General features: G+C 60.6%; 12 protein-coding genes and 1 pseudogene. 8 read left to right on the forward strand and 5 right to left on the reverse strand.

Annotated elements, in window-relative coordinates; translation table 11 throughout:
- Window positions 1–405, forward strand: a pseudogene (locus NW846_RS00860) (IS630-like element ISSoc15 family transposase); the annotation flags it as partial.
- Here the strand turns inward: NW846_RS00860 and NW846_RS00865 are convergent.
- Window positions 390–959, reverse strand: a complete 570-nt coding sequence (locus tag NW846_RS00865) for an RNA-guided endonuclease InsQ/TnpB family protein (RefSeq protein ID WP_011430209.1) — start codon at window positions 957–959, stop codon at window positions 390–392. The pseudogene NW846_RS00860 and the gene NW846_RS00865 overlap by 16 nt on opposite strands.
- A gap of 139 nt (window positions 960–1,098) precedes the next feature.
- Between NW846_RS00865 and purL the strand changes: the two genes are divergently transcribed.
- Complete coding sequence (purL, locus tag NW846_RS00870) at window positions 1,099–3,399, forward strand: phosphoribosylformylglycinamidine synthase subunit PurL (protein WP_414401520.1); 2,301 nt, start codon at window positions 1,099–1,101, stop codon at window positions 3,397–3,399.
- A gap of 66 nt (window positions 3,400–3,465) precedes the next feature.
- Here purL and trxB read toward each other — a convergent pair whose 3' ends face one another.
- Entirely contained in the window at window positions 3,466–4,896 is a 1,431-nt protein-coding gene (gene trxB, locus NW846_RS00875) for a thioredoxin-disulfide reductase (protein WP_414346000.1), read from the reverse strand.
- A gap of 372 nt (window positions 4,897–5,268) precedes the next feature.
- Here trxB and glnA point away from each other — a divergent pair, with 372 nt between their 5' ends.
- The 4 genes from glnA (at window position 5,269) to NW846_RS00895 (ending at window position 10,559) form a co-directional block, all read left to right on the forward strand.
- On the forward strand, window positions 5,269–6,693 hold the full coding sequence (glnA, locus tag NW846_RS00880) for a type I glutamate--ammonia ligase (protein WP_414346002.1): 1,425 nt from the start codon (window positions 5,269–5,271) through the stop codon (window positions 6,691–6,693).
- Window positions 6,694–6,819: 126 nt separating this feature from the next.
- The gene (locus tag NW846_RS00885; protein WP_414346005.1) at window positions 6,820–7,527 is read left to right on the forward strand and encodes a hypothetical protein; all 708 of its coding nucleotides are present in this window, start codon (window positions 6,820–6,822) and stop codon (window positions 7,525–7,527) included.
- A gap of 66 nt (window positions 7,528–7,593) precedes the next feature.
- A complete protein-coding gene (locus NW846_RS00890) occupies window positions 7,594–8,322 on the forward strand; it encodes an SDR family oxidoreductase (RefSeq protein ID WP_099834908.1) in 729 nt (242 codons plus the stop codon).
- 200 nt (window positions 8,323–8,522) lie between these two features.
- Window positions 8,523–10,559, forward strand: a complete 2,037-nt coding sequence (locus NW846_RS00895) for a cation:proton antiporter (RefSeq protein ID WP_240527670.1) — start codon at window positions 8,523–8,525, stop codon at window positions 10,557–10,559.
- Between the two features lie 92 nt (window positions 10,560–10,651).
- Here the strand turns inward: NW846_RS00895 and NW846_RS00900 are convergent, their stop codons facing one another.
- From NW846_RS00900 to NW846_RS00910, 3 genes are all read right to left on the reverse strand, one after another.
- Window positions 10,652–11,143 carry a hypothetical protein gene (locus NW846_RS00900; protein ID WP_011430216.1) on the reverse strand — a complete coding sequence of 164 codons (492 nt, stop codon included), beginning with the start codon at window positions 11,141–11,143 and terminating at the stop codon, window positions 10,652–10,654.
- Between the two features lie 147 nt (window positions 11,144–11,290).
- Window positions 11,291–11,890, reverse strand: coding sequence for a recombination mediator RecR (recR, locus tag NW846_RS00905; RefSeq protein WP_011430217.1), 600 nt, complete (start codon window positions 11,888–11,890; stop codon window positions 11,291–11,293).
- A gap of 21 nt (window positions 11,891–11,911) precedes the next feature.
- Window positions 11,912–12,247, reverse strand: coding sequence for a YbaB/EbfC family nucleoid-associated protein (locus NW846_RS00910; protein ID WP_011430218.1), 336 nt, complete (start codon window positions 12,245–12,247; stop codon window positions 11,912–11,914).
- Between the two features lie 167 nt (window positions 12,248–12,414).
- On the opposite strand from NW846_RS00910, the gene NW846_RS00915 reads away from it, so the two are divergent.
- Both NW846_RS00915 and NW846_RS00920 read left to right on the forward strand, forming a co-directional pair.
- Window positions 12,415–13,311: a carbohydrate ABC transporter permease gene (locus tag NW846_RS00915; RefSeq protein WP_099812146.1), complete on the forward strand. Its 897-nt coding sequence runs from the start codon at window positions 12,415–12,417 to the stop codon at window positions 13,309–13,311.
- Between the two features lie 36 nt (window positions 13,312–13,347).
- Entirely contained in the window at window positions 13,348–14,856 is a 1,509-nt protein-coding gene (locus NW846_RS00920; RefSeq protein WP_099812145.1) for a UbiD family decarboxylase, read from the forward strand.
- Window positions 14,857–14,865: the final 9 nt, after the last annotated feature.

Below are 14,865 nucleotides of genomic sequence, written 5' to 3' on the forward strand. Positions count from 1 at the left end.
GAAAAGTATACGGTTATTGGAGCTATTTCCTTGAGAGGTGTAGTTGGCTGTCGTGTCATCAAGGGTGGGATGAAGAAAGAGGACTTTTTGGAGTTTTTGAGAAGCGAGTTATGTCCGAAGCTAGATGCGAGGAAGGTTGTGATTATGGACAATTTGAATATCCACAAGAGTCGGGAAGTTGAGGAATTGATTAGGGGGACAGGAGCACGAATCCTATACCTGCCTGTGTATGCGCCGGAGTTGAATCCCATTGAGATGATGTGGTCAGTGTTGAAGCATTTTACTCGGCAGCTTTGCAGAATTGGGAAATATAGCATGGAGCAGATAGTGAAGACTTCTTTACTACTGATCAATCCATCCTCCTTCCGAAGTTGGTTTGCTAAGTGCTGCTATTGTACCCCTTGAGCCCTTAACAGGCTGTACCACCCATCAACCTTGCGGGTAACGGTAGCAGTCTTGATCGTAAAACCGTCGGGCAAAGGACGGTGCTGGATCAGCTTAACCGGCCCAATTTTGGGCAGATGGATAAACTTCCCTCGAATGCAGTCCTGCTTCATTTGGGGGAAGGTAAAGGAGCGGTACCGCCCAACACCCTTAAATCTCGGCCTTCCTGCCCGCTTGCCGTTGGAGTCACCTTTGATCCATCTATCAAAGGCCCTTTGTACCCGCCGTATGCAGTCTTGGAGCACCTGGGAATAAATCTCTCGGTATTCAGGAAACAAAGCCTTGGTATTGGGCAAGTCCCGCTGCTGCGAGTACAAGTCGGGCTGCTCCTTCAACTCAGGCAGATGACAGACCGTTAAGGAGCAAGCATGGATACCGCAGCGATTTTGCTCCCACCAGCGGAAGCGCTCCGCCAAGCGATAGTTGTACTGTTTACGCAACAACTCCAGCCACTCACCCATTAGGGCGACTTGGCTAGAAGTAGGGCGCAAGCGGTACTGGTAGGCAATTCGCACATGAGATTACGATATCTGTTCATGAGTGTCTTCGCCATTCATCCCGACCCTGACCGGCCCCCCAGTCCCCCCGTGTACGGGGGGATATAGGGGGGTACAGGGCACGCCTTCCTGGCGAATTAGGTAAACCTTGAACGCTATGACCTCCGCTTCTGCCCCGCCAGACCTGAAAGCCCACGGCCTTTCCCCAGAGGAATACCGCCAGATCCAGCAGCAACTGGGCCGGGATCCCAACCCCACCGAGCTGGCCATGTTTGGGGTGATGTGGTCGGAGCACTGCTGCTACAAGAACTCCCGCCCTCTGCTAAAGCACTTTCCCACCACGGGCGAGCGGGTGGTGGTGGGGCCGGGGGAAAATGCCGGCGTGGTGGATCTGGGGGATGGGGACTGGCTGGCCTTTAAGATCGAGTCCCACAACCATCCTTCCGCCGTGGAACCCTTCCAGGGGGCGGCCACCGGGGTGGGGGGCATCCTGCGGGATATCTTTACCCTGGGCGCCCGCCCCATTGCGCTGTTGAACTCTTTGCGCTTTGGGCCGCTCACGGATCCCCGCAACCGCCGCCTCATGGCCAGGGTGGTGGAGGGGATCGCCCACTACGGCAACTGCGTGGGGGTGCCCACGGTGGGGGGGGAAGTGGCGGTGGATCCCTGCTACAGCGGCAACCCCCTGGTCAACGTCATGGCCCTGGGCCTGCTGGAGACGCCGGCGGTGGTAAAGTCGGCAGCGCGGGGAGTGGGCAACCCGATCTTGTACGTCGGCGCCACCACCGGCCGGGACGGGATCCGCGGGGCCAGCTTTGCCAGCGCCGAGCTCAAGGAGGACGCGCAGCAGGATCGGCCGGCGGTGCAGGTGGGGGATCCCTTTCTGGGCAAATGTCTCATCGAGGCCTGCCTGGAGGCCTTTGCCACGGGAGCGGTGGTGGCGGCCCAGGACATGGGGGCAGCCGGGATCACCTGCTCCACCGCAGAGATGGCCGCCAAAGGAGGGGTGGGGATCCGCTTTGACCTCGACCGCGTGCCGGCGCGGGAAAGCGGCATGGCGGCTTGGGAATACTTGCTCTCGGAGTCCCAGGAGCGGATGCTGCTGGTGGTGCAAAAAGGCCGCGAGGCGGAGGTAATGGAGATCTTCCATCGCTGGGGCCTGCAGGCCAGCGTGGCCGGAGAAGTCATTGCCGAGCCGCTGGTGGAGATCTGGCACCAGGGATCCTGCGTGGTGAGGGTGCCGGCGCGGGCCTTGGCGGAGGATACTCCTGTTTACGTCCGCCCCCTGTTGCCAGAGCCGCCGGAGTATGTGCAAGCGGCATGGCAATGGGATCCCGCCACTCTACCCCCCTGCGATCGCGAAGGGATTCACCTAGGTCAGGCAACGCTGGCCTGGCAAGAGGTGCTGCTGCAGCTTTTGGCCCGCCCCACCCTGGCCAGCAAAGCCTGGATCTACCGCCAGTATGACCACCAGGTGCAAAACAACACCGTCCTTTGGCCGGGACAGGGAGATGCGGCGGTTATCCGCATCCGCTCCCAAAAATTTGGCGTGGGCGAGGTGCCCCCTCTGCAGGCTGCCCGCAAAGCCATTGCCGCCACCCTAGATGGCAATGGCCGCTGGGTGTATTTGGATCCCTACGAGGGGGCCAAGGCCGCCGTGGCCGAAGCCGCCCGCAACCTCTCCTGCGTGGGGGCGGATCCCCTAGCCATAACCGACAACCTCAACTTCGGCAGCCCGGAAAACCCAGTGGTGTACTGGCAGTTGGCCCTGGCCTGTCGGGGGATTGCCGAGGCCTGCCGCGCCCTGGGCACGCCGGTTACGGGGGGGAACGTCTCCCTCTACAACGAGAAGGGATCCCAGGCCATCTACCCCACCCCCGTCATCGGCATGGTGGGCCTCATTCCGGACTTGAAATTCATCTGTGGCCAGGGGTGGCAGCAAGAAGGGGATCTCGTCTACCTCTTGGGATCCCAGGCCGTCACCAGCCTGGGCGGCAGCGAGTATTTGGCGGCAATCTACAACAAGGTCACGGGTCGTCCTGCCCCCGTGGATCTGGAGCTGGAAAAGCGCGTGCAAGGGGCCTGCCGCCACGGCATCCGCCAGGGGTGGGTGCGCTCCGCCCACGACTGCAGCGAGGGAGGGCTGGCGGTGGCCTTGGCAGAAGCCTGCCTGAGTGGGGGCCGCGGCGCCAGCGTCTCCCTAGCTCCTGGATCCCTGCGCTGGGATCAGGCCCTCTTTGGCGAGGGATCCAGCCGCATCCTCGTTTCTGTGGACCCGGCCCAGCGCTCTCCTTGGGAAGCCTACTTAGAGTCGCAGCTCCCCGGCCAGTGGCAGCTTCTAGGACAGGTGGGCGGGCCTGCGGATCCGTTGGTGTTGACAACGGCAGAAGGGGATCCCCTGTTGTCAGTCTCTTTGGCCGCCCTGCAGGGTGCCTACTACAGCGCCTTTGCCGACTAGCCGCCTAGCTCCCCTCTCCCTCAGGGAGAGGGGCTGGGAGAGGGGCCGGGGGTGAGGGGGACTACCTCAAGCTGATTTTGCCTCAGACAAATTGGCCTGGATCACCTCCCGGTAGTGGGACTTGGGCTTGACACCCACCACCTGAGCCACCAGCTCCTTGTTTTTGAAAAACTGCACCGTCGGCGTGCAGGTGACCCCCCCTGCCTCGGCGATCTCCGGGTCTTTCTCGATGTCGATCTCCACCACATGCAGCTTGTCGGCAAACTCTTCGATGACCTTGTTCAAGATCAGCTTGAGGGCATGACAAGGGGCACAGGTGGGGGCGGTGTACTTGACCATCAGCAGGCGATCGCTTTCGTGGTAGAGCCGCCGCAGGGCATAGCTCCCCTCGTGGCAGGTCTGGCTGAAGTCGAGGTCATCTTGCACCTCCTGCTCAAAACTGGCCTCCTCAACAGCCGAGTCTCCCTCCGGCTCTACCTCGACAGCAGAGGCAGAAGCGGGCTCAAGATGGCTTTGAGGGACGACGTGATACTCCTGTGCCAGGCCGTGTTCGGAGAGCCAGCGCTCCGCCAGCATGGCCGCCATACAGCCGGTGCCGGCAGCGGTGATGGCCTGGCGAAACTCGTGATCCTGCACATCCCCGGCGGCAAACACGCCCTCTACACTGGTGGCTACAGATCCTGGGCGGGTGACAATGTAGCCCACTTCATCCAGTTCCAGTTGCCCTTTGAACAAGTCGGTGTTGGGCTTGTGGCCGATGGCGTAGAACAGGCCGCCCACTGCCATCTCCCGGATCTCGCCCGTCTGGTTGTTGCGCACCCTCACGCCCGTCAGGCGCAGGCCGTCGCCCAGAACCTCCACCGCCTCCGTGTGCCAGTGGACGGTAATCTTGGGGTGGTTGAGCACCCGGTCTTGCATGGCCTTGCTGGCCCGCATCTTGCCACTGCGCACCAGCATGTGGATATGGGATCCAAACTTGGTCAGGTAGGTGGCCTCCTCACAGGCGGTATCGCCGCCGCCAATGACCACCAGCTCCACCCCCCTAAACATGGGCATGGCCCCATCGCAGACGGCGCAGGCCGACATGCCCCGGTTCCAGTAGATCTCCTCTCCGGGCAAGTGCAGGCGCTTGGCCGTGGCCCCGGTGGCAATAATCAGGCTGTGGGTGCGCACTTCCCGTTCGTCAGAGCGAACCACAAAAGGCCGCTGGCTCAGATCCACAAAGGTGACGTCCTCGGGGTAAAGCTCTGCCCCCCACCGCTGCGCCTGGGCACGCATGTTTTTCATCAGTTGGGGGCCACTGATGCCCTCGGGAAAACCCGGAAAGTTCTCCACCTCGGTGGTGGTCATCAACTGCCCGCCCGGGATCCCGCCCACCTGAAACCCCTCAAACACAACCGGCTTCAGGTTGGCACGCCCGGCATAAATGGCCGCCGTAAACCCAGCAGGGCCAGAACCAATAATCACCACGTTCTCAACCCGACTTTGCTCTGTCATCCGATGTCGCTCCTTGCTGTTGCTGAAAACTAAACCAAACTCATAACGACTACGTTTTAGCCTAACACGAGCTGGTACCCTCGGCGAGGCTGGAGCTTGTTAGTCCCATTTTCGCTTTCCTCTAGCTAGGGGGACAGGGTTTTGTCTCTGTCTGGGGGACAACAGGGCAGAAACGCCTGGCTGAGAGGCGCGATGGCCAACCTCTGGAGCAGAAGGCCAAAGCCAGGGCAATTTCGTATCAGAAACTACAAAATGCTGAGATCGGCTTTTCTAGGATGGGTGAGCGCTTTTGGCCCATTCAAGTCGAAGCGTGGGGATCCCGTCTACCTTTGATTACCCCAGTCTCAACCGCAACCCAATCAGGAGAGAGTAATGGCATCCACGCCCCAAGATGTGCTTCAGATGATCCAGGACAACGATGTCCAGATGGTGGATCTCAAGTTTGTGGACATCTTCGGCACCTGGCAGCATGTCTCCTTCCACCCCTCGATGATCACTGAAGAAACCTTCCGCGAGGGAATCCCTTTCGACGGATCCAGCATTCGGGGTTGGAAAGCGATCAACGAGTCGGACATGTACATGGTGCCGGATCCCAAGACGGCCTGGATCGACCCATTTTTTCAAGTGCCCACCCTCAGCCTCATCTGCAACATCATCGAGCCGCGCACTGGCCAGCCCTACAGCCGTTGTCCGCGGAGCCTGGCGGCGCGGGCGGTTGCCTATCTGCAGTCTACCGGCATTGCCGACACGGCTTACTTTGGCCCAGAGGCAGAGTTTTTCATTTTTGAAGATGTGCGGTTTGACCAAACCCAAAATGCCGGCTACTACTTCGTAGATTCGATTGAGGGCCGCTGGAACTCAGGCCGGGAGGAAAAAGGCGGCAACCTCGGTTACAAGCCGCGCTACAAAGAAGGCTATTTCCCCGTCCCGCCTACCGATGCTCATCAAGACCTCCGCACCGAGATGCTGCTGACGATGGCCAAGTTGGGGGTGCCTATCGAGAAGCACCACCACGAGGTGGCTACCGGCGGGCAAGGGGAGCTGGGCTACCGCTTTGCCGATCTGATCACGGCTGCCGACTACATGATGATTTACAAGTACGTGATCCGGAACGTGGCCCGCAAGCACGGCAAGACGGTGACGTTCATGCCCAAGCCCCTCTTCAATGACAACGGCAGCGGCATGCACACGCACCAGTCCCTCTGGAAAGACGGTCAGCCCCTGTTCTACCAAGAGGGCAACTATGCCGATCTCAGCGAAACGGCTCTCTACTACATCGGCGGCCTGCTCAAGCACGCCCCGGCCATCCTGGCCTTCACCAATCCCACCACCAACTCCTACAAGCGCTTGGTGCCCGGGTTTGAGGCGCCGGTAAACCTGGCCTACTCGCAGGGCAACCGCTCGGCTTCCATTCGCATTCCGGTCACGGGCAAAAATCCCAAGGCCAAGCGGCTGGAGTTTCGCTGCCCCGATGCCACCTGCAACCCCTACATCGCCTTCTCGGCCATGTTGATGGCCGGCTTGGACGGGATCAAGAACAAGATCCACCCCGGCGAGCCCCTGGACAAAGACATCTACGATCTAGAGCCAGACGAGCTGGCCAAGATCCCCTCCACGCCCGGATCCCTGCTGGATGCTCTGGAAAACCTGCAGAAGGATCACGCTTTCTTGTTGGAGGGAGGTGTCTTTACCGAAGATCTCATCGAGGCCTACATCGAGTACAAAATTGACAACGAGATCAACCCCATCAACCTGCGGCCTCACCCCTACGAGTTCGCGCTCTATTTCGACGCCTGATTCTCATCTAAACCATTAGTTCTCGGCCAAGGCTTTTGAACGGGATCCCTTCTTGCTGGAGGGATCCCTTTTTTTGGTATTCTGGGCGTGAGCGCCGAAGTCTAGAGGTTGGAGGGAGGGTTTGCAATGGAATGGCTTTATTTTTGTTCTGTTCTCGTTCTTATCGGCCTTCTGGCGCTTGTTGTCTATCTAGCTGACTATCTAGAGAAGAAGCGTCGGGAAGCTTTGGAGCGGGTGGCCAGGAGCCTGGGCATGTCGTTTTCAGCAGAGCTACCCCAAGGGATCCGCTCCCGCTTGCTTCAGGCAGGCTTTAAACTATTTGAACAAGGCTACGATCGACGTTTCTACAACTCAATGTCCAAGCGGCTAATCGATGGAACTGAGATCGGTGCCTTTGACTATCAGTATAGGTACCCCAGCGGCAGGGGCAAGAGTCGCAGGATTGTCTGGGGCAAGAGTCGCGGCACTCATTGCCAGTCTGTTTTCTGGGCCTATTGCGAAGATCTACGGCTACCTCATTTTCGGCTACATCCGAATATTCCCCTGTTTCATGACATTGCCAAAGCCTTTGGCATGCAGGATATCAATTTCGAGAACCATCCCAAGTTTTCTCGCCGCTACCTTTTGCGCGGAGAAGATGAGGCCAAGATTCGCCTGCGCTTCCATCCCAGTTTTCTCAACTTCTTGGAGCAGCATCCTCCTTGCTGTGCGGAGGGATTCGGGCCGCAGCTCGTCATTTGGCAGGATGACCAAATGGTGCTTCCAGAAAAAATGGCAGAATGGCTGCGCTTTGGGGAAGAATGGGTGCAGCGACTGCGGTTGCGTCGCGTTTAACTCTCTGGATCGTCCCTCAAGGCCACTCCCTGGGTATGATGAGAGGAAGAGTTTAAAAAACGTAACGTGTCTTCCTCATTGTCCCAGGCGGTTGTTCTCATTACAGGGGCCACAGGGGGCATTGGCAGCGCCCTTGTGCCTCTCCTGGCCCAGGCCGGAGCCCATCTGGTGCTGGCGGCGCGGCGAGAGGATCCCTTGCGCACGCTGGCGGAGAAAGCGATGTCCCTGGGGGCTGCCTCCGGGCTGGGGATCCCTGCCGATGTGACAGATTACGCTCAGGCGGAGGCCCTGGTCAACCAGACCCTCCAAAGGCACGGGCGGATCGACGTGGTGATCAACTTGGCCGGAGCCGGGATCCTCAAGCCTGCCCAGCACATTACCCCTGTTGAGCTGGAGCGGATGCTGGCGGTCAACCTCAAGGGCAGCTTCTACACCAGCCAACTGGCGGCCAACGCCATGCGGGAGCAAAAATCCGGCCACATCCTCAACTTCCCCGGCATTCTGGGCCGCCACCCCATGGCCATGGCCTCTGCCTACTGTGCTGCCAAGTTTGGCGTGGTCGGTTTTACCAAGTGCATGGCTGACGAGCTGAAGCGCTTTGGGGTACGCTTTACTCTGTTTTACTTTGGCGGCATCGACTCCCCCTTCTGGGATCCCATCAGCCTCAAGGTGCAGCGGGACAAAATGCTCAGCCCTGCCACGGCTGCCGAGGCGATTCGCTTTGTCCTGACGATGCCTGCCAATGCCGTGCCCAACGAGGTGGTGTTGCAGCCGGAAAGCCACCAGTTTCTCTAAGGCTTGCCGAGTTCTGGAAGAAATCCCTGCTGCAGGATCCAGAGCTGGCACAAGTCGGTATTGCCAGCGGGAACTTCCCCAGGCAAGAGAGGGTGGGTTGGGGCTGGCCAGATCTCCTTGCGGCCCTTTGGGCAGATTGCCTCCATAATCAGGAAGACGTCCAGCCGGGGGCCTAGCCGATGGAGGCCATACGCTCACTTGTGCAAGAGGAGCCCATCCTCTCCTTTGCTCTGTTGCTGGGGGTGATCCTGGTGGTGCCGCCGCTATTTGAGCGGCTGCGCCTGCCGGGGTTGGTGGGCCTTTTGGTGGCGGGGATCGCCCTGGGTCCTCAGGGACTGAACCTGTTGACTTCAGAGCTGCCGACGGTGCAGTTGCTCTCGGAGATCGGCGTGGTCTATTTGCTGTTTGTGGCCGGGCTGGAGATCGACCTGGAGCAATTTCGGCAGACCCGCAACCGCTCTGCCACCTTTGGCTTGTTGACCTTTGCCATTCCCCTAACCGTGGGCACCGCCATTGGGCGGCTGTTTGGCTTTGGCTGGAACGCGGCCATCCTGCTGGGATCCCTGTTTGCCTCCCACACCCCCCTGGGCTACCCCATCGTCAGCCGCTACGGTCTGGTGAAAAACGAGGCGGTGCTGGTCACCATCGGCGGCACCATCTTCACCGACATTGCCGCGCTGCTGGTCTTGGCGGTCTGTGTCGGCATCCACGGCGGCGAGTTTTCCCTCTGGAGCTTGGTGCGGCTGCTGGGATCCCTGCTGCTGTATGCGGCTGCTGTGCTGTTTGGGGTGGACTGGCTGGGGCAGCGGTTTTTTCGGGTCACCGGCAGCGAAGAGGGCAACCAATTTTTGTTTGTGCTGCTGGCTCTGTTTGTGGCAGCTCTGGGGGCGCAGTGGATTGGGGTAGAGAAGATCATCGGCGCCTTTCTGGCGGGGCTGGCCGTGAACGATGTGCTGCGGGAGGGCTCTGTCAAAGAAAAGATCGTCTTTGTCGGCAGCATCTTGTTCATCCCCGTCTTCTTTGTGGATATAGGGCTGTTGCTTGATCTACGCGCTTTTTTGCAGACCCTTAGCTCCCTTTGGCTGCTGTTGAGTATCCTGCTGGGGCTGGGCCTCAGCAAGTACGCTGCTGCCCAACTCTGTCAGTGGCTCTACCGCTACACCCCGACCCAAAAGCTGATGATGTGGTCGCTCTCCTTGCCCCAGGTGGCGGCTACCTTGGCGGCAACCCTGGTGGGGTACCGCGTGGGGTTGCTCAATGCAGACGTGCTCAACAGCGTGGTGGTGTTGATGTTGGTAACGGCCACCCTGGGCCCAATTTTGACCAGTCGGGCGGCCACGCAAATGGCTATGGAGGAGGAACAGAGTCGGTTCCCATCTCCACCAGGAGTCGCTCCCGCCTCCGCAGCGCCGCCTCCCCAGCCCTACGTGGTCGTGGTGCCGCTGGCCAATCCCGAAACCGAGGAAAACCTGCTGGAGATGGCCTGCCTCCTGGCCAAGCAGGAGGGCGGGCGGGTGGTTCCCCTCTCGGTGGCGACCGGCCACCTGCACATGGACTCTCCCTTGCTGCAAACTTCCCTGGAGCACGGAGACCACCTCCTCAAGCGGGCGACGGAGTTTTGTCGGCCCTTTGGGGTGGAGGTCACCCCTCTCTGCCGCATCGACAGCCACGTGGCCCAGGGGATCAGCCACGCCAGCCGTGAGCAGAACGCCAGCCTCATCGTCATGGGCTGGAGCGATCCCACCCGCTTACAGGCCCGCCTCTTTGGCAGCGTCATCAACAGCGTCCTCTGGGCTGCCCATTGCCCAGTTGCCGTAGCACGCCTGCTCCATCCCCCCCACAAGCTGCGGCGGATCCTGGTGGTGCTGGAAAACTTTCGCTCGCAGACGGCTCGGGCGGTGCGCCTAGCCCAGATCTTGGCCGCCGCCAGCCAGGGAGAAGTTACCTTGCTTCACATCTGCTTCGCCAGCACCCCCGAAAGCGATCGCCAGTGGCTGGAGGCGCAGCTTTTATCCCTAGCCCAACAGCCAGACTTGGGCTACCCCGTCCAGGTCAAGGTCTTGGCCAGTGACGAGGTCGTCAAAACCCTCTTGCAGGAGGCCCAAGGATTTGACCTGGTGGTGCTGCCCTCTTTTCGTCGGCGCAACCCCAGCGGGAGCCTATCCTTCAGCGACACGACCACTCGCCTCCTAGAACGCCTCACCTGCTCTCTGATCATGCTCGGAGAGCCACTGTAAACTGCTCTTCCAAGGGTAGGCCCTGAGGTGGGACTCGATGTATTTGCCTAGTTTCGGCAACAGGGATGTGGTAGCGATAGCTGCTAGCGGGCTTAGAAATGCTGATGGGTGTGGGGGTGCTGCTTGATGTTGTCGGCATCCCTCACTTCCATTGCCGCATTGAGAATCCGCCGCGGCTCAGCGCTGAAATGGAGCTTGAACACCCCCCTCTCTGGCGTGCAGACCTGGTGCAGAGGGATGTGACGAAATTGGGGCTTGCTGCGGTACGTACGGGCCGCCGCTTGTAGCCGCTCCACAAAATCTTCTCCCAGCACCACCCCTGGCGGGAAAACATCGGCGGGCAAAGTCGGGATCCCGTTGTCGACAACTTCTGCGTAAGTAGTGGCGTAGAGAAGGCAGTAGGAAGTGCTGCGGCGCTCTTGGGCCAGGCAATCCAGGGCGGCGGCGGGAACCGGCTCGGCCACCAACACCTCCCTGAGGCGACCGTCCTCATCCCGTTGGAAGCAAGAGGCCACTCCCAGAACTACATAGTCCAGCCCCTGGACGGTGCCTGAGCTGAGGTGAGTTTGTGCCGTATCCGCCATCGCTGCCCTCTCCGCGTTGCTGGTTGAACTTTCTTGACCTCAGGTAAGTGCCGGGATCCCATGACAAGACCCGTGGTCCTCACCTTAGCAACAACTTCAGGGTTGGACACCTTGCTCTGGGCAAGCCCAGCCCGCAGTTACCTGGGCCTAAAACTCCTGCCGCGCTTCTAGGGCACGGGCCAGGGTAACCTCGTCGGCATACTCCAACTCGGATCCCATGGGCAGGCCAAAGGCCAGACGGGTCATGCGCAGGCCGGGGGCAACCGGCTTCAGGTAATCTTTAACCACGTGCATAGTGACCTCCCCCTCCACGCTAGGGCTGAGGGCGAAGATCAGCTCTTGGGGCTTCTCCCGCGCCACCCGGGCCACCAGCTCGCGGATGCGCAACTGCTCGGCCCCGATCCCGTTCATGGGCGAGATCAGACCCCCCAAAACGTGGTAAAGGCCCTTGAACTCGCGGGTGCGCTCCATGGCGATGAGATCCTTGACATCGGCCACTACGCACCAGGTCGACGGATCCCTCTGCGGCGAGCGACAGATCTCGCAGGGATCCTCCGCCGACCAGTTAAAACAGATGGAGCAATGCTTAACGGTTTGCTTAGCCTCCAGCAGGGCTTTGGCCAGGGCCTCGACCTCGCCAGCAGGCCGGTTGAGCAAGTGCAAGGCCAGGCGTTGAGCTGTTTTGGAGCCAATGCCGGGCAGGCGCTGCAGCTCCTCGATCAGGCGAGCCAAAGGGCGAGTGTACATAGGAAGCCAGGCTGGCCGGGATCAGCCCAACCCCAACCCCGGCAGGCTGATGTTTCCGGTCAGCTCCTCCATGCGCTTGCGCATCGTCTCGGCGGACTGAGTGTAGGCGTTCACCATCGCCGTCAGGAGCAAGTCCTCCACCACATCCACCGGCTCCTGGAGCACTTGGGGATCCAGAGAGACCTTGAGGGGCTCCTGGTTGCCGTTCACTGTCACCTTCACTAGCCCATTGCCGGCCTCGCCGACGATCTCCATTTCTTCTAGCTCTTTTTGCAGCCTTTGAGCGCCGTCGCGCACCTCTTGGGCCTTCTTGAGGGCTTCTTGGATTTTGCCGAAGGGACCAAAGCCTCGGGTCATGGGATCCTCTTCTAGACACTGCTGTTCTACTCTACCCCTTTCCTCTTGTCGGTAAAAGTACCCGCCAAGCTGGAAACCCAGGTCAGATCGGCCTTTTTAGCCTGGGGTTAACCCTGACGAATTATCCTCAACAGAGAGGGCAAAAGCGTCCCCTGCCTGGAGGTGTCATGGCTCAACTGTTGCAGGATCCGCAGTCGCTAGCCGCCCAGCCCAGCCCCGTGCGCCAAAAGGCTTCTCCCTTGTCCTGGCGGCGCTGGATCCCGGAGCGCTGGTATGTTCACCTAGGCCTGTGGCTGGCCTGTTTGGCGCTGGGGTTTCCGGTGCTGTATGCGCTGATCGTGAGCACCCAAAACAATGCCGAGGTATTTCGCTATCAATTGACCTTTGGCTCCTCGTTGGCCTTTAACTGGCAGCAGGTGATGGTGGCGCGTCACCTAGGCCATTACATGGTCAACAGCGCCATCGTGGCCACGGCCATCACGGTGGGCAAAACGGTTTTGTCACTATTGGCGGGGCTGGCCTTTGTCTACTTTCGCTTTCCGGGCAAGGGGCTGGCCTTCGGCTTTGTGCTCATTACCCTGATGATGCCCACAGAAATTCTGATCATCGCTCTGCTGCGGCTGGTCACCAACCTGGGCTGGGGATCCACCTACTACGCCCTGATCGTGCCCTTTCTGGCCAGCGCCACCTCGACGTTTTTGTTTCGCCAACATTTTTCCAACATCCCCCGCGAGCTGGCGGAGGCGGCTCAACTGGACGGGGCCAACCCGCTGCAGTTTCTCACCCAGGTGCTGATCCCCCTGAGCTGGAACGCCATTGGAGCCCAGGCGGTGATTCACTTCGTCTACGCTTGGAATATGTACCTGTGGCCCCGCTTGATCGTGCAAGGCCGGGAGCGGCAGGTGGTGCAGGTGGGGCTGCAATCCCTGCTCAACCTGGATAGTTCCGCCTCCTATGGCCCCATGATGCTGGGGGCGATCATCGCCAGTATTCCGCCGCTGGTGGTGTTCATTGCCCTGCAAAAGCCTTTCATGAGCGGCCTGGCCCTCAGCCGCGACAAGTAAGTTAGCGAGATCCTCATCCCCGCGAGTGCTCCCTTCATGCCCAGAGATCTGCGCCGTTTCATCGCCCTGCTGGAGTCCCGTGGCCAGCTTCGCCGCATTTCAGCAGAAGTAGATCCCGACCTGGAAATTGCCGAGATCGCCGATCGCCTCTTGGCCTGCGGGGGGCCGGCGCTGCTGTTTGAGCGGGTGAAGGGATCCTCGATGCCCCTGCTGATCAACGTTTTGGGCACGGTGGAGCGCATCTGCTGGGCGCTGGGGATGGAGCAGCCGCGGGAGCTGGAGGAGCTGGGGAAAAAACTGGCCTTGCTCTACCAGCCGCGCCCGCCCAAAAATTTTGCCCAGGCCCTGGAGCTGGGGCAGGCGCTGTTCCGAGTCTTCCAAGCTCGACCCAGCCGGGATCTCTTCCCCCCCTGTCAGCAGGTGGTGCTGCTGGGTGAGGCGGTGGATCTCACCCAACTGCCCCTGCTGCGGGTCTATCCCGGCGATGCCGGGCGGGTGCTGACCTTGGGGCTGATGGTTACCAAAGACCCGGAAAATGGCATTCCCAATGTGGGGGTGTACCGCCTGCAGCTCCAGAGCCGCAACACGATGACGGTGCAGTGGCTGTCGGTGCGGGGGGCCACCCGGCATTTGCGCAAGGCGGCGGCCCTGGGCCGGAAGCTGGAAGTGGCAGTGGCCATCGGGGTGGATCCCGCCGTGATCCTGGCGGCGGCTACGCCCCTGCCGGTGGATCTGTCGGAGTGGCTGTTTGCCGGCCTCTACGCCGGCGAAGGGTTACACCTGGCCCGCTGCAAGACGGTGGATCTGGAGGTGCCGGCCCACGCCGAGATTGTTCTGGAGGGCACCATCACGCCAGGGGAGGTGGCCCCCGACGGCCCTGCCGGGGATCACATCGGCTACTACGGCCCTCGCAACGAGCAAGCTCCGCTCATCCGCTTCCACTGCCTCACCCACCGCCGCGATCCCATCTACCTCACCACCTTCAGCGGCAAGCCTCCCAAAGAAAACGACATGATGGCGCTGGCCCTGAACCGCATTTACACCCCCATTCTGCGGCAGCAGGTGCCGGAGATCGTGGATTTCTTTTTGCCCATGGAGGGCTTGGGCTACAAGGTGGCGATTCTGTCCATCGACAAGGCCTATCCCGGCCAGGCGCGGCGGGCGGCCCTGGCTTTTTGGAGCGCCTTGCCCCAGTTTAGCTACACCAAGTTCGTCATCGTGGTGGACAAGGACATCAATGTGCGGGATCCGCGGCAGGTGCTCTGGTGCCTGTGTTCGCGGGTGGATCCGCAGCGGGATGTGTTTATTCTGCCGGACAACCCCTTTGACGCCCTGGACTTTGCCACCGAAAAACGGGGTCTGGGGGGCAAGATGGGGATCGATGCCACCACCAAGATCCCCCCGGAAACCGACACCCCCTGGCGGCAACCGCTTGCCCCGGATCCGCAAGTGGCCCGTCTGGTGGATCGCCGCTGGGCGGAATACGGCCTGGCGGATCTGGACTTGCAGCCGGCGGATCCGCGCCTATTTGGCTACGAGTTCTAGGGGTGGCTA

Origin of the sequence: Synechococcus sp. W60.3 (genome assembly GCF_047502615.1) — a bacterium.
GTDB lineage: Bacteria > Cyanobacteriota > Cyanobacteriia > Thermostichales > Thermostichaceae > Thermostichus.

Bases quoted from the DNA above. Each gene is read 5' to 3' on its own strand.
- NW846_RS00915 (WP_099812146.1), top strand. From the start codon at position 12,415: ATGGCTCAACTGTTGCAGGATCCGCAGTCGCTAGCCGCCCAGCCCAGC.
- NW846_RS00885 (WP_414346005.1), top strand. From the start codon at position 6,820: ATGGAATGGCTTTATTTTTGTTCTGTTCTCGTTCTTATCGGCCTTCTG.
- NW846_RS00910 (WP_011430218.1), bottom strand. From the start codon at position 12,247: ATGACCCGAGGCTTTGGTCCCTTCGGCAAAATCCAAGAAGCCCTCAAG.
- purL (WP_414401520.1), top strand. From the start codon at position 1,099: ATGACCTCCGCTTCTGCCCCGCCAGACCTGAAAGCCCACGGCCTTTCC.
- NW846_RS00900 (WP_011430216.1), bottom strand. From the start codon at position 11,143: ATGGCGGATACGGCACAAACTCACCTCAGCTCAGGCACCGTCCAGGGG.
- glnA (WP_414346002.1), top strand. From the start codon at position 5,269: ATGGCATCCACGCCCCAAGATGTGCTTCAGATGATCCAGGACAACGAT.
- recR (WP_011430217.1), bottom strand. From the start codon at position 11,890: ATGTACACTCGCCCTTTGGCTCGCCTGATCGAGGAGCTGCAGCGCCTG.
- NW846_RS00920 (WP_099812145.1), top strand. From the start codon at position 13,348: ATGCCCAGAGATCTGCGCCGTTTCATCGCCCTGCTGGAGTCCCGTGGC.
- trxB (WP_414346000.1), bottom strand. From the start codon at position 4,896: ATGACAGAGCAAAGTCGGGTTGAGAACGTGGTGATTATTGGTTCTGGC.